Annotated in this window: 16 protein-coding genes, 1 tRNA gene and 1 pseudogene; 12 read left to right on the top strand and 6 right to left on the bottom strand. The window is 71.3% G+C overall.

The window, feature by feature from the left end; translation table 11 throughout:
* The first annotated feature begins 28 nt into the window (after positions 1 to 28).
* Positions 29 to 1,300 carry a cell wall metabolism sensor histidine kinase WalK gene (locus tag C3488_RS14605; protein ID WP_103839830.1) on the top strand — a complete coding sequence of 424 codons (1,272 nt, stop codon included), beginning with the start codon at positions 29 to 31 and terminating at the stop codon, positions 1,298 to 1,300.
* On the top strand, positions 1,297 to 1,977 hold the full coding sequence (locus C3488_RS14600; RefSeq protein ID WP_015659563.1) for a response regulator transcription factor: 681 nt from the start codon (positions 1,297 to 1,299) through the stop codon (positions 1,975 to 1,977). The genes C3488_RS14605 and C3488_RS14600 overlap by 4 nt, the downstream gene beginning before the upstream one ends.
* Before the next feature lie 202 nt (positions 1,978 to 2,179).
* Here C3488_RS14600 and C3488_RS14595 read toward each other — a convergent pair whose 3' ends face one another.
* On the bottom strand, positions 2,180 to 2,842 hold the full coding sequence (locus tag C3488_RS14595) for a DUF461 domain-containing protein (protein WP_103839829.1): 663 nt from the start codon (positions 2,840 to 2,842) through the stop codon (positions 2,180 to 2,182).
* A 700-nt stretch (positions 2,843 to 3,542) separates the two neighbouring features.
* Between C3488_RS14595 and C3488_RS14585 the strand changes: the two genes are divergently transcribed.
* The 7 genes from C3488_RS14585 (at position 3,543) to C3488_RS14555 (ending at position 10,658) form a co-directional block, all read left to right on the top strand.
* On the top strand, positions 3,543 to 4,025 hold the full coding sequence (locus C3488_RS14585; protein ID WP_003953493.1) for a CarD family transcriptional regulator: 483 nt from the start codon (positions 3,543 to 3,545) through the stop codon (positions 4,023 to 4,025).
* A 360-nt stretch (positions 4,026 to 4,385) separates the two neighbouring features.
* Positions 4,386 to 5,147, top strand: coding sequence for a 2-C-methyl-D-erythritol 4-phosphate cytidylyltransferase (gene ispD / locus C3488_RS14580; RefSeq protein ID WP_103839828.1), 762 nt, complete (start codon positions 4,386 to 4,388; stop codon positions 5,145 to 5,147).
* Positions 5,137 to 5,658 carry a 2-C-methyl-D-erythritol 2,4-cyclodiphosphate synthase gene (gene ispF / locus C3488_RS14575; RefSeq protein ID WP_103839827.1) on the top strand — a complete coding sequence of 174 codons (522 nt, stop codon included), beginning with the start codon at positions 5,137 to 5,139 and terminating at the stop codon, positions 5,656 to 5,658. Before ispD ends, ispF begins: the two co-directional genes overlap by 11 nt.
* Before the next feature lie 205 nt (positions 5,659 to 5,863).
* Positions 5,864 to 6,271, top strand: a complete 408-nt coding sequence (locus tag C3488_RS14570) for a PPOX class F420-dependent oxidoreductase (RefSeq protein WP_103839846.1) — start codon at positions 5,864 to 5,866, stop codon at positions 6,269 to 6,271.
* A gap of 92 nt (positions 6,272 to 6,363) precedes the next feature.
* The gene (cysS, locus tag C3488_RS14565; protein ID WP_103839826.1) at positions 6,364 to 7,764 is read left to right on the top strand and encodes a cysteine--tRNA ligase; all 1,401 of its coding nucleotides are present in this window, start codon (positions 6,364 to 6,366) and stop codon (positions 7,762 to 7,764) included.
* Positions 7,765 to 7,896: 132 nt separating this feature from the next.
* Entirely contained in the window at positions 7,897 to 8,835 is a 939-nt protein-coding gene (gene rlmB / locus C3488_RS14560) for a 23S rRNA (guanosine(2251)-2'-O)-methyltransferase RlmB (protein WP_103839825.1), read from the top strand.
* 140 nt (positions 8,836 to 8,975) lie between these two features.
* Positions 8,976 to 10,658 carry a DoxX family protein gene (locus C3488_RS14555; RefSeq protein ID WP_258053424.1) on the top strand — a complete coding sequence of 561 codons (1,683 nt, stop codon included), beginning with the start codon at positions 8,976 to 8,978 and terminating at the stop codon, positions 10,656 to 10,658.
* Positions 10,659 to 10,757: 99 nt separating this feature from the next.
* On the opposite strand, the gene C3488_RS14550 is transcribed toward C3488_RS14555, so the two are convergent.
* The 3 genes from C3488_RS14550 to C3488_RS14540 all read right to left on the bottom strand — a co-directional run bounded on the left by C3488_RS14550 (position 10,758) and on the right by C3488_RS14540 (position 13,281).
* On the bottom strand, positions 10,758 to 11,489 hold the full coding sequence (locus C3488_RS14550) for a nucleotidyltransferase family protein (protein WP_103839823.1): 732 nt from the start codon (positions 11,487 to 11,489) through the stop codon (positions 10,758 to 10,760).
* A 42-nt stretch (positions 11,490 to 11,531) separates the two neighbouring features.
* Entirely contained in the window at positions 11,532 to 11,975 is a 444-nt protein-coding gene (locus tag C3488_RS14545; protein ID WP_103839822.1) for a hypothetical protein, read from the bottom strand.
* Between the two features lie 217 nt (positions 11,976 to 12,192).
* Positions 12,193 to 13,281 carry an ABC transporter ATP-binding protein gene (locus tag C3488_RS14540; RefSeq protein ID WP_103839821.1) on the bottom strand — a complete coding sequence of 363 codons (1,089 nt, stop codon included), beginning with the start codon at positions 13,279 to 13,281 and terminating at the stop codon, positions 12,193 to 12,195.
* Positions 13,282 to 13,511: 230 nt separating this feature from the next.
* Here C3488_RS14540 and C3488_RS14535 point away from each other — a divergent pair.
* Positions 13,512 to 13,585: transfer RNA gene (locus tag C3488_RS14535), tRNA-Thr, on the top strand.
* A gap of 215 nt (positions 13,586 to 13,800) precedes the next feature.
* On the opposite strand, the pseudogene C3488_RS42375 reads toward C3488_RS14535, so the two are convergent.
* Positions 13,801 to 14,112, bottom strand: a pseudogene (locus C3488_RS42375) (replication initiator); the annotation flags it as partial.
* Between C3488_RS42375 and C3488_RS14525 the strand changes: the two are divergent.
* Both C3488_RS14525 and C3488_RS14520 read left to right on the top strand, forming a co-directional pair.
* The gene (locus C3488_RS14525) at positions 14,087 to 15,373 is read left to right on the top strand and encodes a hypothetical protein (protein ID WP_146067864.1); all 1,287 of its coding nucleotides are present in this window, start codon (positions 14,087 to 14,089) and stop codon (positions 15,371 to 15,373) included. The pseudogene C3488_RS42375 and the gene C3488_RS14525 sit on opposite strands and share 26 nt — an antisense overlap.
* Positions 15,374 to 15,426: 53 nt before the next feature.
* The gene (locus C3488_RS14520) at positions 15,427 to 15,876 is read left to right on the top strand and encodes a hypothetical protein (RefSeq protein WP_103839819.1); all 450 of its coding nucleotides are present in this window, start codon (positions 15,427 to 15,429) and stop codon (positions 15,874 to 15,876) included.
* 73 nt (positions 15,877 to 15,949) lie between these two features.
* Here the strand turns inward: C3488_RS14520 and C3488_RS14515 are convergent, their stop codons facing one another.
* The gene (locus C3488_RS14515) at positions 15,950 to 17,605 is read right to left on the bottom strand and encodes an FAD-dependent monooxygenase (RefSeq protein ID WP_103839818.1); all 1,656 of its coding nucleotides are present in this window, start codon (positions 17,603 to 17,605) and stop codon (positions 15,950 to 15,952) included.
* Positions 17,606 to 17,789 lie beyond the last annotated feature (184 nt).

Genomic DNA, 17,789 nt, shown 5'->3' with positions numbered 1-17,789 from the left:
GGCGCGACGGCCTGCCTAATCTGGACGCATGGACGTGAACGCGGCGGTCGCCGCAGCGGCAGCGATCGCCGGAGTGCTCACCGGTGTCATCGCCATGCTGGCGTTCCGCTGGAGCGAGCGCGACCAGAAGCGCCCCACCCGCACTTCCCTGCACACCGACCCCGTGCTGCCGCCGGGCGTGGACACGGTGCTGTCCGTCCTGCGCTCCTCGGCCGTCGTCCTCGACGAGGCCGACGCCGTCGTCAAGGCCAGCTCCGCAGCCTATGCGCTCGGGCTGGTGCGCGGCGGCAGGCTCGCCGTCGAGCCGATGCTCCACATGGCGCACGACACCCGGCGCGACGGCGAGATACGCCAGGTCGAGCTCGACCTGCCGCGGCGCGGCACCGGACGCGGGGAGGCGCTGGCCGTCTCCGCGCGCGTGGCGCCGCTCGGCTCCCGGCTGGTCCTGCTGCTCGTCGAGGACCTCACCGAGGCCCGCCGGATAGAGGCGGTGCGCCGCGACTTCGTGGCGAACGTCAGCCATGAGCTGAAGACACCGGTGGGTGCCCTGTCGCTGCTCTCCGAGGCGGTGATGGACGCCTCCGACGACCCCGAGGCCGTGCAGCGCTTCGCGGGCCGGATGCAGGTCGAGGCCACCCGCCTGACCAACCTCGTGCAGGAACTCATCGACCTCTCCCGGGTGCAGAACGACGACCCGCTGGAGGACGCCGAGCCCGTGCGCGTCGACGAACTGGTCGCCGAGGCCATCGACCGCTGCCGGCACGCGGCCACCACCAAGCAGATCACCATGGCCACCGGAGGCACGGCGGAACTGCACGTGTGGGGCAACCGCGGGCAGCTCGCCGCCGCCCTCGGCAACCTCGTGGAGAACGCCGTCAACTACTCGCCCGCACGCACCCGCGTCGGCATCGCCGCCCGCCGGGTGTCCGCGCAGGGCGGCGACCTCATCGAGATCGCCGTCACCGACCAGGGCATCGGCATCTCGGACAAGGACAAGGAGCGCATCTTCGAGCGCTTCTACCGCGTCGACCCGGCCCGCTCCCGTGCCACGGGCGGCACGGGCCTCGGTCTCGCGATCGTCAAGCATGTGGCCGCCTCGCACGGCGGGGAGGTCACGGTGTGGAGCTCCGAGGGTCAGGGCTCCACCTTCACCCTGCGGCTGCCGGAGGCGGGTGCGGCCCGCGACCGTGCGACCGACCATCCGGCCGGCCTCGAAGACGAGGACGGCCGGCCCTACGGGACGACCCCCACCGTCTCATCCCCGTACGAACCGCTTCCCGCCCCGGAGGTCCTTCCGTGACCCGAGTGCTCGTCGTCGAGGACGAGGAGTCCTTCTCCGACGCCCTGTCGTACATGCTCCGCAAGGAGGGCTTCGAGGTCGCCGTCGCGACCACCGGGCCCGACGGACTCGACGAGTTCGAGCGCAACGGCGCCGACCTCGTCCTCCTCGACCTGATGCTGCCGGGGCTGCCCGGCACCGAGGTGTGCCGCCAGCTGCGCGGCCGCTCGAACGTCCCCGTCATCATGGTGACCGCCAAGGACAGCGAGATCGACAAGGTCGTCGGGCTGGAGATAGGAGCCGACGACTACGTCACCAAGCCGTTCTCCTCGCGGGAGCTGGTCGCCCGGATCCGGGCCGTACTGCGCCGCCGGGGCGAGCCGGAGGAGGTGACGCCAGCCGCGCTGGAGGCCGGTCCGGTGCGGATGGACGTCGACCGCCACGTGGTCACGGTCTCCGGATCGAAGGTCGACCTGCCGCTGAAGGAGTTCGACCTGTTGGAGATGCTGCTGCGCAACGCGGGGCGCGTGCTGACCCGCATGCAGCTCATCGACCGTGTCTGGGGCGCGGACTACGTGGGCGACACCAAGACCCTCGACGTCCACGTCAAGCGCCTGCGCGCCAAGATCGAACCGGACCCGGGCGCCCCGCGCTACCTGGTGACGGTCCGCGGCCTCGGCTACAAGTTCGAGCCGTAAGCCGAAACGGCGGCGTCACCGCGGCGCGTGTCGGCGCACGCATCGCACGACGAAGGGCGGGACTCCTGCGCGGAGTGCCGCCCTTCGCACGTGGGGGTGCCGCACGGTCGGCGGCCGTGCCCGCCTGCCACGCGGACCCGTACGACGAAGGGCGGCACCCCCAGCGGGGTACCGCCCTTCGTCGTACGGGTCCGGGAGTCCCTCAGTGGCTGGGGGACTTCGACGGGGTCGACGACGGGGACCTCTCGGCGCCCGCGGCCGGGGAACCCTGCACCGACGTCGACGGCTTGGGGGAGCCCGGCTTGGGGGAGCCCGACGTGGCCGGGGAGGCGGTGGCCGACGGCGACGGGATGTTGCTCGGGCCCCACTTGGTGAAGTAGCTCTCGGCCGGGACCACGAACGCCCGCAGGCTCACGTCCCCGGCCTCGCTGAAGCTGAACGTGATCTTCTGCGCGTTGCCGTCCTGCACGGCCTCCCGGCTGCTCGGCAGCACCGCGGAGGCGTTGCCCTTGCCGCCGATCACGACGGAGCCGCCGGCGGGGATGGTCAGCTCGCCCTTGCCCGAGGCGGGGCTGAGCTCCGCGGTCTTGCCGCTGCCGTCGACCGTGATGGAGTCCAGCGTCTGGTCCGTGCGGCCGGCGTTGAAGATCGTCGCGGAGATCACGGCGGGCCCGGTGGACTTCGGGTCCGGCTGGGTGATGACGAGCGCGTTCTGGATCTTGATGTTTCCGACGCTGGTCGCCGCGTTGTCCGGCTTGACCTGGAGCGTCTGGCTGTCGTTGCCGGCGCCGCAGGCGGCGAGCGAGGCGATCGAGAACGCGATGGCGGCGGCGGCGAGGGCGCCGCGTCGAAGGCTGCTGCTCACGGCGGCGGCAACTCCTTGACTCGAGCGTAGCGACTTGTAAAGCCGCCCTAAGGATCTGTCAGCGGCCTTAGGTTACCGAGCCGCTCCCGGCCCACCGCACCCGACCCTCCCCAAGCCCGACACTTCGCCTCGCGCGGTCCGGGCCCGCGGCGCGGCGCGAGCCCGGCGCTGCCAGGACGACGCGCGGGCATCACGGCGGTTCATCATGCGGCGGCCCCGTCCGCCCCCGGCCGGGCTTCGTCACTCCTGCCACTTTGACCACCCATGGCTCAGCATTCACATAAGCGTTCCTCGCCGTCCCCGGGGATTTCCTGCAAGGAATGCGAGCAGGGTTGCGGGGCGGGTGCCGAAAAGCGATCACCGGCACAACAAGCGCGCCTCGCCGGAGCCCTTGATCAATTCCGGATTCGACTCGTACCCGCCTCCGCACACCGAACGGAGTAGCGGAAGTCGATCACTTGGGGGTGGACAAAACAGGATGTTCCCGGCACGCTCGGAGCCGTGCGGCGTGCGTAACGCCCGGGTTTCGCCCCGCCCGCACAGCCGCTCCGACCTGCGAATACCCTCTTCCGCTCACCCCTCGAAGCACGTTCCGGTCGCGCTTGTCAAGCCCCGAGATATGCCCTGACCTGCGAAAACGCCATTCAGAAGACGCGGTTTCCGTGTTACCCTGGATAGCCACGGAAGGGGTACCTGTCACATGACGTTCAAGGTTGGCGACACCGTGGTCTATCCCCATCACGGGGCCGCGCTGATCGAGGCCATCGAAACTCGCCAGATCAAAGGCGTGGACAAGACCTACTTGGTGCTGAAGGTCGCCCAGGGCGACCTGACGGTGCGTGTGCCAGCGGACAATGCGGAGTTCGTCGGCGTGCGTGATGTGGTCGGTCAGGACGGGCTGGACCGGGTCTTCGAGGTGCTGCGCGCGCCGTACGCCGAGGAGCCCACGAACTGGTCTCGTCGTTACAAGGCAAACCTGGAGAAGCTCGCCTCCGGCGACGTCATCAAGGTCGCGGAAGTCGTGCGTGACCTGTGGCGCCGTGAGCGCGAGCGCGGACTCTCCGCCGGTGAGAAGCGGATGCTCGCCAAGGCCCGGCAGATCCTGGTGAGCGAGCTCGCCCTCGCGGAGAACACGAACGAGGACAAGGCCGAGGCGCTGCTCGACGAGGTCCTCGCGTCCTGACGCCCTCACCCGGCCTGCCCGCTCCCCGGACAGGAGCGCGGCGGACCGACCGGCGCACAGCACACACGCGATGCCGCGGTGCCCGATGACACGGTAGATGTCGCCGGGCGCTGCGGCATGTTCGCACCCGTCACTGCCCGACGTACCCATGACGCCGCGGCCCGAACCCCAGGTGCAACAGACCGGAACGTGAAAGCCCTGCCCGGATCCCTGTGCCGTCGGGGAAGCCCCGATACTTGGCGTGCCGGGCCCGGGCAGTCGGCTCGACCAGAAATCACGGAAGGGTCCGGTCAAGGCGTCGCGCCCGGCACGGTGTGGCCATACCCATCCCGGCCGAGCACACAAACCTGACAGGAACCGATGTCTGACGATTCGCGCCCTTCGACCACCGAGCCACCCGCCGTCCGTACCGCCGCGGTGATTCCGGCCGCCGGCCGGGGCGTACGCCTCGGCCCGGGTGCCCCCAAGGCGCTCCGCGCGCTCGGTGGCGTTCCCATGCTCGTCCACGCCGTGCGCGCGATGGCGGCGTCCCGCGCGGTCTCGCTCGTCATCGTCGTGGCACCGCCCGAGGGGACCGCCGAGGTCAAGTCGCTGCTCGACGCGCACGCGCTGCCCGAGAGGACGGACTTCCTGGTCGTCCCCGGCGGCGAGACACGCCAGGAGTCCGTGCGACTCGGCCTCGACGCCCTGCCGCCCGAGTACGGGATCGTCCTGGTCCACGACGCGGCCCGCCCCCTGGTGCCGGTGGACACCGTGGACGCGGTGATCGAGACGGTACGGGAGGGCGCGCCGGCCGTCGTCCCGGCGCTGCCGCTCGCCGACACGGTGAAGGAGGTCCGGCCGGCCGCCGTGCCCGGCGAACCCGAACCGGTCGTCGCCACCCCCGACCGCGCCCGGCTGCGCGCGGTGCAGACCCCGCAGGGCTTCGACCGCGCGACGCTGCTCCGCGCCCACGAGACCGTCACGGACGACGTCACGGACGACGCGAGCATGGTGGAGCAACTCGGGCTGCCGGTCGTCGTGGTCCCCGGCCACGAGGAGGCCTTCAAGGTCACGCGACCGCTGGACCTGGTGCTCGCGGAGGCGGTCCTGACCCGCAGGAGGCTCACCGATGGGTTCTGAGGCGTCCGACGTCCGGCTCCCGCCGGGCGGGCCGCTGCTGCCCCAGGTGGGCATCGGCACCGACATCCACGCCTTCGAGGAGGGGCGCGAGCTGTGGTGCGCGGGCCTGAAGTGGGAGGGCGAGGGGCCGGGCCTGGCGGGCCACTCCGACGCTGACGTGGTCGCACACGCCGCGTGCAACGCCCTGTTCTCCGCCGCCTGCCTCGGCGACCTGGGGCAGCACTTCGGCACCGGGCGGCCCGAGTGGTCCGGGGCGTCCGGGGTGACACTGCTCGCGGAGGCGGCACGGATCGTGCGCGAGGCGGGCTTCCGGATCGGGAACATCGCGGTGCAGGTGGTGGGGCCGCGCCCGAAGATCGGCAAACGTCGTGACGAGGCGCAGAAGATCCTCTCGGAGGCGGCGGGCGCACCGGTCTCGGTCTCGGGCGCCACCACGGACGGCCTCGGCTTCCCCGGCAGGGACGAGGGCCTGATGGCGGTGGCGACGGCGCTCGTGGTGCGCGTGAGCTGATGGCGGCGCTCGTCCGGGCCGACGACATTCCCGTCGGCCCGTCGCTGCTCGGGTGATGACGACGGCGCTCGTGGTGCGGACGTACTCGCGGCGGTGCTCGTGGCCGGTGTGCCGGCGACGGCGCTCGTGGTGCGGGCGTGCCGAGAGCGTGGGAGGGTACCGGCACAGTGACCAGCGACACATGACCCAGGTCCCGGAGGCACCCATGCCGACCGCCGTACTGTCCGACCGCCTCAAGAGCCTGCTCGACGGCCCCGTCTTCATCGTCGTCGGCACGATCCAGCCCGACGGCGGGCCGCAGCTGTCCCCCGTGTGGGTCAAGCGGGACGGTGACGACATCCTCTTCTCGACCACGGTGGACCGCCGCAAGAAGCTGAACCTGGACCGCGACCCCCGGGTGAGCGTGGTGGTCCTGGACCCCGACGCGCCGTACGAGTACGCGGAGATCCGCGGCACCGCCCAGATGAGCACCGAGGGTGCCCGTGAACTGATCGACGAACTGTCGCTGAAGTACACGGGGAAGAAATACGCGGAGTTCAACCCGGCGTCGGCGCAGGACGCGGACCGGGTGGTGGTGCGGGTGGTGCCGCAGAAGGTGGCGGGCCGGCTCTGAGGCGGGAGACCTGCCGCGTCCGCCGCATGATCGGGTGACGGTCTTGGCGGGCTGGGCGCCGGACACCGGCCCCGGCCCACTACTCTGGACTCGTGACTATTCGCCTGTACGACACCAGCGCCCGGCAGATCCGTGACTTCACCCCGCTCAAGCCGGGTTGTGTCTCGATCTACCTGTGTGGCGCCACCGTGCAGGCCGCGCCGCACATCGGGCACATCCGCTCGGGCCTCAACTTCGACATCATGCGCCGGTGGTTCGAGTACCGCGGGTACCAGGTGACCTTCGTCCGGAACGTCACCGACATCGACGACAAGATCATCGCGAAGTCCGCGGACCAGGGCCGCCCCTGGTGGGCCATCGGGTACGAGAACGAGCGCGCCTTCAACGAGGGATACACCGTGCTCGGCTGCCTCCCGCCGACGTACGAGCCGCGCGCCACCGGCCACATCACCGAGATGGTCGAGATGATGCGGGGTCTCATCGAGCGCGGGCACGCCTACGAGGCGGACGGCAACGTCTACTTCGACGTGCGGTCCTTCCCGGAGTACCTCCAGCTCTCCAACCAGGAGCTGGAGAACCTCCAGCAGCCCTCCGGCGTCGGGGAGACCGGCAAGCGGGACCCGCGCGACTTCGCCATGTGGAAGGCCGCGAAGCCCGGCGAGCCCACCTGGGAGACGCCGTGGGGGCGGGGCCGCCCCGGGTGGCACCTGGAGTGCTCCGCCATGGCGCACAAGTACCTGGGCTCCGCCTTCGACATCCACGGCGGCGGCCTCGACCTCATCTTCCCGCACCACGAGAACGAGATCGCGCAGGCCAAGGCCTTCGGCGACGAGTTCGCCCGGTACTGGGTGCACAACGCCTGGGTCACCATGAGCGGCGAGAAGATGTCGAAGTCCCTCGGCAACTCGGTGCTGGTCTCCGAGATGGTCAAGCAGTGGCGGCCGATCGTGCTGCGGTACTACCTGGGCACGCCGCACTACCGCTCGATGATCGAGTACAGCGAGGAGTCCCTGCGCGAGGCCGAGTCCGCGTTCGCACGCATCGAGGGCTTCGTGCAGCGCGTCGTCGAGAAGGCCGGGGGTGTCGTCGAGCCCGCCGCCGAGGTGCCGCCCGCGTTCGCCGAGGCCATGGACGACGACCTGGGTGTGCCGCAGGCGCTCGCCGTCGTGCACACCACCGTCCGGCAGGGCAACAGCGCGCTCGCGGCCGACGACAAGGAGGCCGCCGTGGCCCGGCTCGCCGAGGTGCGGGCCATGCTCGGCGTCCTCGGCCTCGACCCGCTCGACGCCCAGTGGGCCGGCGAGGGCGACCGCGGTGAGGACCTGCACGGTGTGGTCGACAGCCTGGTGGGCCTGGTGCTCCAGCAGCGCGAGGCGGCCCGCTCCCGCAAGGACTGGGCCACCGCGGACGCCATCCGCGACCAGCTCAACCAGTCAGGGCTCGTCATCGAGGACAGCCCGCAAGGCCCGCGCTGGACGCTAGGCCCGCGCTGATCCCACCGCCGATCCGATGATCGATTGTGCCGCCCGGCCCTCCGGGCGGCACACTGCATAGACGTGAGAGACGTACTGGACGTACGTACGAACGCTTCAACAGACACGAACGCTTCAACAGACAGGTAGGTCATGGCCGCGAACAACCGCCGCATGTCCGGCAAGAAGGGCGCGCAGGTCGGCAGCGGCGGCAAGCGACGCCGGGGCCTGGAGGGCAAGGGCCCGACTCCGCCCGCCGAGATGCGCAAGGGACACGCCAAGCAGCGCGCCGCACAGGCGCAGGCGCGCCGCGCGCAGGGGCGCCCCCAGCGTCGTACGGGCGGGAAGTCCTCGTCCGAGCTGGTCGTCGGGCGCAACCCGGTCGTCGAGGCGCTGCGCGAGGGCGTCCCCGCCTCCACGCTCTACGTCCAGCAGTTCATCGACAACGACGAGCGCGTGCGCGAGGCGCTTCAGCTCGCCGCCGAGCGCGGCGGCATCAACCTCATGGAGGCGCCGCGCCCCGAGCTGGACCGGATGACGAACGGGCTCAACCACCAGGGCCTCGTCCTCCAGGTCCCGCCGTACGAGTACGCGCACCCGGAGGACCTCGCCGACGCCGCCTACGACGAGGGCGAGGACCCGCTGATCGTCGCGCTCGACGGGGTCACCGACCCGCGGAACCTGGGCGCGGTGGTCCGTTCCGTCTCCGCCTTCGGCGGCCACGGGGTGGTCGTGCCCGAGCGGCGCGCGGCCGGGATGACCGCCGGCGCGTGGAAGACGTCCGCCGGTACGGCCGCCCGTACGCCGGTCGCGCGCGCCACCAACCTGACGCGCGCCCTGGAGGCGTACAAGAAGGCCGGGATCACGGTCGTCGGGCTCGCCGCCGACGGGGACGTCGAACTCGGTGAGCTGGACGCGCTGGAAGGGCCGGTCGTCATCGTCGTCGGCAGCGAGGGCAAGGGACTGTCGCGGCTGGTCGGCGAGACCTGCGACCTCCGGGTGCGGATCCCGATGCCGGGCGGCGCCGAGTCGCTCAACGCCGGTGTGGCGGCGGGGGTCGTGCTGTACGAGGCGGCCCGCCGACGCGCGTGACACCGAGGGACCGGAGGGTGCGGGCGGACGTTCCCACCCTCACTCGTACGGGGGAATTCGGTCGTACAGGGCAAGCTTGACGGGGTCCGGACAGATCCGCGGAGTCAAAGCAGTGTCCTAACCACACGTCACTCGGTTAGATGAGTGTGGAGACCAGAACACGCCGCACACCCACGGGGGACCGGTCGTCCGGGTTCGACGACGCTCCCGCGCTGAGCATGGTGAAGGTGCCGAGCGACCCGGCGCAGGTCATCGTCAATCATGCGAGTTTCCGCGTGCAGTTGGGTGCGTCGGCGCGCCGCGCCCAGTACCCGCGGGTCGCCCGGCAGGTCGGCGGCGCGCAGGACGTCGCGCGCATGCCCGTCGCCGGTACGGCGGGGCCGTCCGGCCGCCGCAGGCCCGTCGTCTGGAGCGGGAGGTCGGCACCCGACGACACCGGCGCGCACCGGCTGCTCCAGGCCGTACGGACGTCGAGCGTGACGCACGGCGAGGAGGCGGGCGGCGACCCGGGCGCGACCCAGGTCATCCCGCGCGTCGAACTGGACGGCCCGTTGGGCACCGGCGGCTACGACGACCACCTGGGCGCACAGACGCTTCAGACGCCGGTCGTCGGTGCCCAGCGCGGGCCCCTGGCAGGGGAGACCCGGCTGCTGCCGCCGATGCGGAGCGCGGGAAGCGCGTACGACGACGTCGCGTACGACGGGCACGCCTACGACGAACCGCCTTACGACGACGGCGGGTTCGCGGACGCGGCACGCACCGAGGAGCTCGGGAACGGCCCGCGGAGCAGGCGGCACGGCGGCGACCACGTACGGCACGCCTACTACCCCGGGCGCCGGATGAACCTCGGCGTGGTGCTGCTGCCGTTGCGCGTCTTCCTCGGCTCCGTCTCCGCCTACGCCGGCATGGGCAAGCTCTGCGACCCGCTCTACTTCGACGGCGGCAAGCGGGGGTCCATGGTCACCTGGCTGAACACTCTGCACCCCTGGGAAGTCGCCGAGCCGCTGCGGCAGTTCGCGCTCCACCACCCCGTCGGCACCGGCCTGGTGATCGCCTTCCTCCAGGTGATCGTGGGCGTGCTGACCGTCCTCGGGCTGTGGCAGCGGGTCGCGGCCGCGGCCGGGGCGTTGCTGTCGGCGGCACTGATCGTCACGGTGAGCTGGCGGGCCACTCCCGGATACGACGCGCCCGACATCATCTACCTCGCCGCATGGTCGCCGCTGGTCATCGCGGGGGCGCCGGTGTACTCCGTGGACGGCCGGCTGGCGGGGAGCGCATGGCGCCGGCTCGGGCCGCGAGCGGACATCTGGGCGCTGCGGCAGTACGTGCTGCGCCGGGGCGCGGTGGTGACGGGGCTGGTGACCGGCGTGACGCTGCTGGTCGGCTCGCTGCTCGGCGGGGCGGTGCGGGACGCGGACCGCGTGGTCGTGCCCGGGCCCGGAGAGGCGCCGCGCAACGAACTGCCGGGCTCACCGCTGCCCGGGACGCCGGGCGCGCGGCAGCACAAGGCGAGCCCCTCGGCGTCGCAGCCGCCGACGACCCAGGGCACCACGTCGTCGCCGTCGAGTACGTCCAGGACGCCGGCCACGGCGGGCGCGACCGGCTCGGTCACGGGCGGCCAGCCGAGCCAGACCCAGGGCAGCGTGGGCCAGGCCCCGCGCCACCACTCGTCCCCGTCCGGGCGAGCCCCCAGCACCAGCGCGGGCCCCTCCTCGTCGGGCGGCACGGGCACAGCAGGCCCGACGGGCGGCTCGACGGGCGGCACAGGAGGAGGCAGCAGCTCCGGAGGCTCCGACCACTTGGTGGGCGGGCTGCTGGGGTAGCCCGACGCTCCCGCACAAAGGGCCCGCACACGGCGAATTCCAGGAGTCGTCGTCTGCGGGCCCTTTGTGTGGGGAGGGCTGCGAATCTCTGTCGCAGCGTCAGCGGCCCTGGGCCGCCAGCTCCTTCGCCGCTTCCGTGAGGTCCTTCGCCGTGTCGATCGCCCGCCAGTACGCGCCCTGCGGGATCGGAAAGCCCGCCAGACGGCGTTCGCGGGCCAGGCGGGGGAACGTCGTACGCTCGTGGTCGCCCCGTTCCGGGAGCAGCTTCGCGAAATCGGCGGAGAAGACGTAGACCCCCGCGTTGATCTCGAACGTCGACGGCGGGGACTCGATGAAGTCCGTGACGTGGCCGAAGCCGTCCGTCTGCACCGCGCCCCACGGGAGGCGCGGCCGCGCCAGCGCCAGCGTGGCGACCGCGTCGCGCTCGGTGTGGAAGTCCGCCATGTCGCGCAGCGAGAACCGGGTCCAGATGTCACCGTTCGTCGCGTACCACGGCTTGTCGGGGTGCGGCAGGTGCTCGGCGGCGTAGCGCAGGCCGCCGCCGCGGCCGAGCGGCTCCGACTCCACCACCGTCGTGACCCGCAGCGGCAGGTCGGCGGAGGCCAGCCAGTTCTGCAGGACCTCGGCGAGATGGCCGCAGGAGACCACGACGTCCGTGACGCCCTCCTCGGCGAGCCAGGCGAGCTGATGTCCGATGATCGGGGTCCCGGTGCCCGGGATCTCCACCATCGGCTTGGGCCGGTCATCGGTGTACGGACGCAGCCGGGAGCCCTGGCCCCCGGCCAGGACGACGGCTTGGACGGGGCGCGAGGCGGCGTTCGGATCGGTCATGACCGCACTGTACGTCGCCTCGCGCCCCGCCCGGCCGGGCTCTCAGCCGCGGCCGCCCGCCACGCCCGAGGCGAAGGACGTGTCGCAGACCGGCCGGGCGTAGGCCTGGGCGCGCGACGGCCCGTACACGCGGACCGCGGCGCGCCCCAGCGCCCTGGCGATGGACGCGCAGTGCTTCGCCAGCGACGGGCGGCCGTTGACGGCCTCCTGGAGGTGGGTGAGGGCGACACCCGGGTTCTTCTCCTGCAGTTCCAGCAGGAGCTTGTCGCGCAGCACGTCCTGCGGGGCCCGGGAGGACGCACGTGTGGAGACGTCTTCGGAGGAGGCGGCGAGCACCGAGTTGGGGCCGCCCGACCAGTTGACGCGGGTCACCGCCAGAGTCCCGGACAGCACCAGGACGACGGGCAGAACGAGGGCGAGGGTGCGGCCGATCCGGCGGGCGGGGCCCCGGCCGCGCCGTCCCTGTGGAGTAGTGGTGTGCTTCACGCGAGTGAGAGTAGCGCCCGGTAGTGATTTGGCGACATTTAGTCACCGGTTCGGGTGATGGCGAAGCGCTGATTTCTGGGTAAGGGGTTGACGTCGCCCAATCGAAATGCCCGGTATGCCGGGGTATTTGTCGACAGCGAAGAGGGCCCCGCAGCGTGCTGCGGGGCCCTCTTCGTCAACGTGGGTGAATCAGCCGAGGTCGTGGCGTCAGTCGGCGTCAGTCGGAGAGACGCTCACCCGTGGAGGTCGAGAAGACGTGGGTCTCGCCCGAGCGCGGCACGACGTGCAGCTGGCTGCCCTTCTCCGGCACGTCACGGCTGTTGACGCGCACGACCAGGTCCTTGGACTCGTCGCCCACCTTCGCGGTGCCGTAGACGTAGGCGTCGGCACCCGTCTCCTCGACGACGTTCACGGTGACCGCGAGGCCCAGGTCGGAGTCCGGGCCGGCCACGTCGAAGTGCTCGGGGCGGACACCCACCGTGACGGTCTTGTCGGTGGTGGCGGCGAGCGCGTCGCGGTCGACCGGGACCACCGAGTTGCCGAACTTCACACCGCCGTCGGCGATCGGCACCTCGACCAGGTTCATCGCCGGGGAACCGATGAAGCCGGCCACGAAGAGGTTGGCGGGCTTGTCGTACATGTTGCGCGGGCTGTCGATCTGCTGGAGCAGACCGTCCTTCAGCACGGCCACGCGGTCGCCCATCGTCATGGCCTCGACCTGGTCGTGGGTGACGTAGACGGTGGTGATGCCGAGGCGGCGCTGGAGCGACGCGATCTGCGTACGGGTCGACACGCGGAGCTTGGCGTCGAGGTTGGACAGCGGCTCGTCCATGAGGAAGACCTGCGGCTCGCGGACGATGGCGCGGCCCATGGCGACGCGCTGGCGCTGACCGCCGGAGAGCGCCTTCGGCTTGCGGTCCAGGTACTCGGTGAGGTCGAGGATCTTCGCGGCCTCCTCGACCTTCTTGCGGATCTCCGCCTTCGGCACACCGGCGATCTTGAGCGCGAAGCCCATGTTGTCGGCGACCGTCATGTGCGGGTAGAGCGCGTAGTTCTGGAACACCATGGCGATGTCCCGGTCCTTCGGCGGCAGGTGCGTGACGTCGCGGTCACCGATGCGGATGGCGCCGCCGTTGACGTCCTCGAGCCCCGCCAGCATGCGGAGCGAGGTCGACTTGCCGCAGCCGGACGGGCCGACCAGGACGAGGAACTCGCCGTCCTCGATCGCGATGTCCAGAGAGTCGACGGCGGGCTTCTCGGAACCCGGGTAGATCCGGGTCGCCTTGTCGAACGTGACAGTGGCCATGGTGAATGGGCCCCCTTCTACCGGCAGGAACGTGCCGGACGATCCGTTGTAGGAAGGTGGTGTGCCACTACGGGGGTTCCGTTGTGGTGTAGTCCACAAGAGTGAACTTGGACCGAGACGGTACCTGGCGTTCGCCCGGCTGTCAGTACCCCGGGGACTGTGAACTTCGCGGAAATTTTCGACAGACCGCCCCCCGGACCTGGGTACACTGCACGAGCACCCAGGTGCACGCCTCCTTAGCTCAGCTGGTCAGAGCGCCGCTCTTGTAAAGCGAAGGTCGTCGGTTCGAATCCGACAGGGGGCTCTCTTCTGAGCAGCGCGAACGCCCCGGCCGGTGATCGGTCCGGGGCGTTCGACATCCACGGGTGACATCGACCCGGGCGGTCGCTCACGGCCGACACGGCGCCTGAGCAGGCGGCCCGAAGTGACTGGTGGCCGCGCGCTGTGTGTCCGAGCTCACGTGCGTAGGGACGTCCACGGTGATGCCGAGCCGGCTGTGCCCCGGGATCTCCCTTTCCCGGCGGCCTTGGTGGCGTACTTGGCGACGCAGGACGCCACCGCCTGTTCGGTGATCTCGGAGCCGTCGCCGAACACCTTCACGGGCCGCGCGTCGAGCCGGGTGCCCCAGCGGCAGGTCCGGGCGGGCTGATCCTCGGCGGCCGGGACGGAGACCGGCGTGCAGGAGCGGTGTGTGCGATGCGTGAGCGGAGCGGACCGAGGGGTTCCGTGCACGACGCAATGATCATGCGACACTTGCGCCGCCCCGAACATGACAGCACGAAAGTGCGAGAAGGAGCGGCGTCGCGTGACCGTTGCAGGACAGATAGACATCGCGGGACCGGTGGGCAAGCTGCTCCACCGGCGCCCGCTCAAGAACAGCACCGTGATGCAGTCGTTCGGCATCGACCCGGTGTCCGGCGACATCTTCGTGCTCCAGGTGATGGAGGGCGGTCTGACCCTCAGCGGGGAGTCCGGACCGGTCTCCGGCGCTGACCGGCTCGCCCATGGAGACATGTGCGTGACGCGCCTCAACCGGTCGGGCGCGATCGTCGGATACATGTATCTGCGGGGATTCGGCCACGGCGTCAACCTCGGCGTCGAGAACCGCAGCGGCGTCATCCGCCTGTGGACCGAGACGGCGTCCGTGGCGAACAGCAGCAACGAGGGCTTCGGCACCGCCATCACCAACTTCGAGTTCCGGACCGGGACGGTCCTGGACTACGGATCCTCCCTGCACACCACGCCGTACACGCCCGTGACGGGCGCCCGCTCCGTCACCCCCACCATCGACCGCAGCGCGAACGAGCTCATCGTGCGGTTCAGCACCGGCGGCACGATGTACTACGAGCGGTACGACCTGGCCCAGGCGGCGGCGGGCGTCTTCACGCCGCTCCAGCGCCTGGCCCAGCCCACGGGCCTGGGCCTCTTCCAGTCGTACGCGTCCCACAGCGGCGTGCTCTACCTGCTCGACGGGGAGCACTACGACAGCACCGTCAACCCGCCCAGCACTCCGCACAACCCGCCGCCGGGCAACACCTACATCACCGCCGTCGAGTGGGCCACCGGGAACGTCCTGGACCGGCAGTTCATCACCGCCGCGCCGGGCCTCGACTGGCGCGAGCCGGAGGGCATGACCGTGGAAGTGGTGGGCGACGTGCCCTACCTCCACTTCGGTTTCGCCTGCGAGGACCCCGGGCCGCGCACCTGCACCATCGTGTCGCTCTCCGGGGCGGCCGAGGTCGACGGCGTCAAGGTGCTCACCGACTGGCAGACGATTCCCCTCGCCTCCGGTGTCAGCGTCGACCAGAACGCCCCCAAGGGACGGCTCATCAGCGTCAGCGGCGTCACGACGCTCCAGCTCAGCGGCGGGGTCAAGGGCACTTTCAACGCCGACGCGGTCATCGGCACACTGCCCGACACGCTCTCCCCGAGCATGGAGACCCGTTGCAACGTCCCGCGCAACAACAGCGGTGGCTACTGCGTCGCCCGGGCCGAGGCCGGCACCGACCGCCAGCTGCGCCTGTACGGCGGGACCTCCACCAACGCCATCACCTGGGCACAGCTCGACAACTTCAGCGCCGTCTGGCGCTGAAGTCGCCACCCTCCGCCATTCCGCACACGGCCTCGTCAAGGAGACCAACGACCATGTCCTACAACCGCCGCAGCATCCTCGGTGCCGCTCTCGGCCTGCCCGCCGCTGTCGCCGTCGGCAGCGTCGCCACCGCCACTCCCGCGGCTGCCGCCGCCGTCGACGCCACCGCGTGGACCGATCTGGTGCTGGAGCCCGGCATCACCGCGCAGACCGGCGCGACCCCGCAGGTCCGCATCGTCACCATCCTCGGCACCACCTTCCTCCAGGCACGCGGCGCGATCACCTGCAACCTCACCGCCGACACCAAGATCGCCACTCTCCCGGCGTCCATGGGGATGCCCACCTGGTACGTCCGCGCCACGACCCCCCGGAACAACAGCCAGGGCATCAACGCCTGCCGCTTCGAGGTGAACACCGCGGGCTCCGTGACCGTCTACGGCGCCAACAGCGGCAACCCGATCACCTGGGTCCAGTTCGACTCGATCCAGACGATCTGGCGCTAGCCGTTCCGCCGGTTGTTCCGGACGCCGGGAAGCCGTCCGGAACCACCCGGCACACCCCGTCGGGTGAGCGGTCTCAGGCCGGCCTGAGCACCGCCCCCAGCGCCTCCCGCAGCGCCCCTACCGGATCAGGCACCGCCCCCGGTGCCCGCCAGGCCACGAACCCGTCCGGGCGCACCAGGACCGCTCCGTCCGGCGTCGTGCCGTACGTCTGTGCCCAGTCGGCTGCCCCGGTCCCGGCCTCCGCGTCGTACGTCAGGTCGGCGTCCGGCCCCGTGCCGATGCGGTAGGTCTCGAGGCGTACACCGTCCGTCACCGCGATGCGGCGGGCCGCGTCGTGCCACCCCGCCGTGGAGCGGGCGTCGCTGAGCAGCACCATGGCGCGTTCGTACAGGTCGAGCGTGGACAGCCGGGCGCTGGAGCGGCGCAGCCAGAGGTGGGGGGCGCGGCTGCCCGGCTCCCCGGTGAGGCGTACGGCGTCGGGCACGACCGGTTGCGCGGGGTCGGCCCCGGCTACGGCGCCCTCGGGGTAGCGGTAGCCGAGGACGACGTTGAGGATGCCGCTCCTCGGGCCGTCGCCGCGCATTCCGGGCGCGGGGGAGAAGCCCGGGTGGCTGTGCTCCACGGAGCGGGCCGAGGCGCGGGCGCTGGTGGCGAGGGCCACCGGCCGGCGCTCGGTGTCGTAGGTGTCCAGCAGGCCGGGTCCGGCCCAGCCGCCGAGGACGGCGGCGAGTTTCCAGGCCAGGTTGTGGGCGTCCTGGATGCCGGTGTTGGAGCCGAACGCGCCGGTCGGGGACATCTCGTGGGCGGAGTCCCCGGCGAGGAAGACGCGGCCGGCCGCGTACCGGTCGGCGACGCGTTCGGCGGCACGCCAGGAGGCCTTGCCGGTGACCTCCACGTCGAGGTCGGGCACGCCGACGGCGCGGCGGATGTGCCGCTGGAGCCGGTCCTCGGTGAACTCCTCGAGGGTTTCGCCGCGTTCGGGGTGCCAGGGCGCGTGGAAGACCCAGTGTTCCTTGTTGTCGACGGGCAGCAGGGCGCCGTCGGCCTCGGGGTCGGTGAGGTAGCAGCAGATGAAGCGGCGGTCGCCGACCACGTCGGCGAGCAGCTTGGAGCGGAAGGTGACGCTGACGTTGGCGAAGAGGTCGCCGGGACCGCTCTGTCCGATGCCGAGCGAGCGCCGCACGGGGCTGCGCGGGCCGTCCGCCGCGACGAGGTAGTCGGCGCGGACGGTGTACCGCTCGTCGGTGGCCCGGTCGCGGACGACGGCCGTCACCCCTTCGGGGTCCTGTTCGAAGGACTCCATCTCGTGGGAGTACCTCAGGTCGCCGCCGAGTTCCCGGGCGCTGTCGAGCAGGACGGGTTCCAGGTCGTTCTGGCTGCACAGGCACCAGGTGGTGGGGCTGAACCGGGCGAGTCCGCCACCCGGGTCGATCTGCCGGAACAGCCATTCGCCGGCGTCGCCGACGAGCGTCGGTGTCTGCAGGATGCCGTGGTTGTCGGCGAGGAGCGAGGCCGCGGTCTTGATGTCCGGCTCGATGCCGGCCACCCGGAAGAGTTCCATCGTCCGCACGTTGTTGCCGCGTCCGCGCGGGTGGATCGAGGTTCCCGAGTGCCGCTCGACGAGGGTGTGCCGTACGCCGTGACGGCCCAGGAACAGGGACATGGACAGGCCCACCAGGGAGCCGCCGACGATGAGGACCGGAACCCGGTGGTCGGCTTCTTGCTGCATCGGTGCCTCCAGAGGCAGGGGTGCGGGGTTGGGGCGCGTTGTGGTTTCCATGCCCTCTCCGGGCGGCTTCGCGTGCGTCGGCGCGGCCAATCACCCGCGTGATCACCCACGTGGTTCATACGAGTCGCGCACCACCGGCGGCCGGAACACGATCGAGGAACGCTGACGTCGTGTCACCCGCGGC

Source organism: Streptomyces sp. Ru72 (assembly GCF_002920635.1).
In the GTDB taxonomy this organism is placed as follows: domain Bacteria; phylum Actinomycetota; class Actinomycetes; order Streptomycetales; family Streptomycetaceae; genus Streptomyces.
This window is presented reverse-complemented; position numbering and strand designations above follow the sequence as displayed.

Bases quoted from the DNA above. Each gene is read 5' to 3' on its own strand.
- ispF (WP_103839827.1), top strand. From the start codon at position 5,137: ATGGGTTCTGAGGCGTCCGACGTCCGGCTCCCGCCGGGCGGGCCGCTG.
- C3488_RS14520 (WP_103839819.1), top strand. From the start codon at position 15,427: ATGTCCTACAACCGCCGCAGCATCCTCGGTGCCGCTCTCGGCCTGCCC.
- rlmB (WP_103839825.1), top strand. From the start codon at position 7,897: ATGGCCGCGAACAACCGCCGCATGTCCGGCAAGAAGGGCGCGCAGGTC.
- C3488_RS14540 (WP_103839821.1), bottom strand. From the start codon at position 13,281: ATGGCCACTGTCACGTTCGACAAGGCGACCCGGATCTACCCGGGTTCC.
- ispD (WP_103839828.1), top strand. From the start codon at position 4,386: ATGTCTGACGATTCGCGCCCTTCGACCACCGAGCCACCCGCCGTCCGT.
- C3488_RS14555 (WP_258053424.1), top strand. From the start codon at position 8,976: ATGAGTGTGGAGACCAGAACACGCCGCACACCCACGGGGGACCGGTCG.
- C3488_RS14570 (WP_103839846.1), top strand. From the start codon at position 5,864: ATGCCGACCGCCGTACTGTCCGACCGCCTCAAGAGCCTGCTCGACGGC.
- C3488_RS14585 (WP_003953493.1), top strand. From the start codon at position 3,543: ATGACGTTCAAGGTTGGCGACACCGTGGTCTATCCCCATCACGGGGCC.
- C3488_RS14605 (WP_103839830.1), top strand. From the start codon at position 29: ATGGACGTGAACGCGGCGGTCGCCGCAGCGGCAGCGATCGCCGGAGTG.
- C3488_RS14515 (WP_103839818.1), bottom strand. From the start codon at position 17,605: ATGCAGCAAGAAGCCGACCACCGGGTTCCGGTCCTCATCGTCGGCGGC.
- C3488_RS14550 (WP_103839823.1), bottom strand. From the start codon at position 11,489: ATGACCGATCCGAACGCCGCCTCGCGCCCCGTCCAAGCCGTCGTCCTG.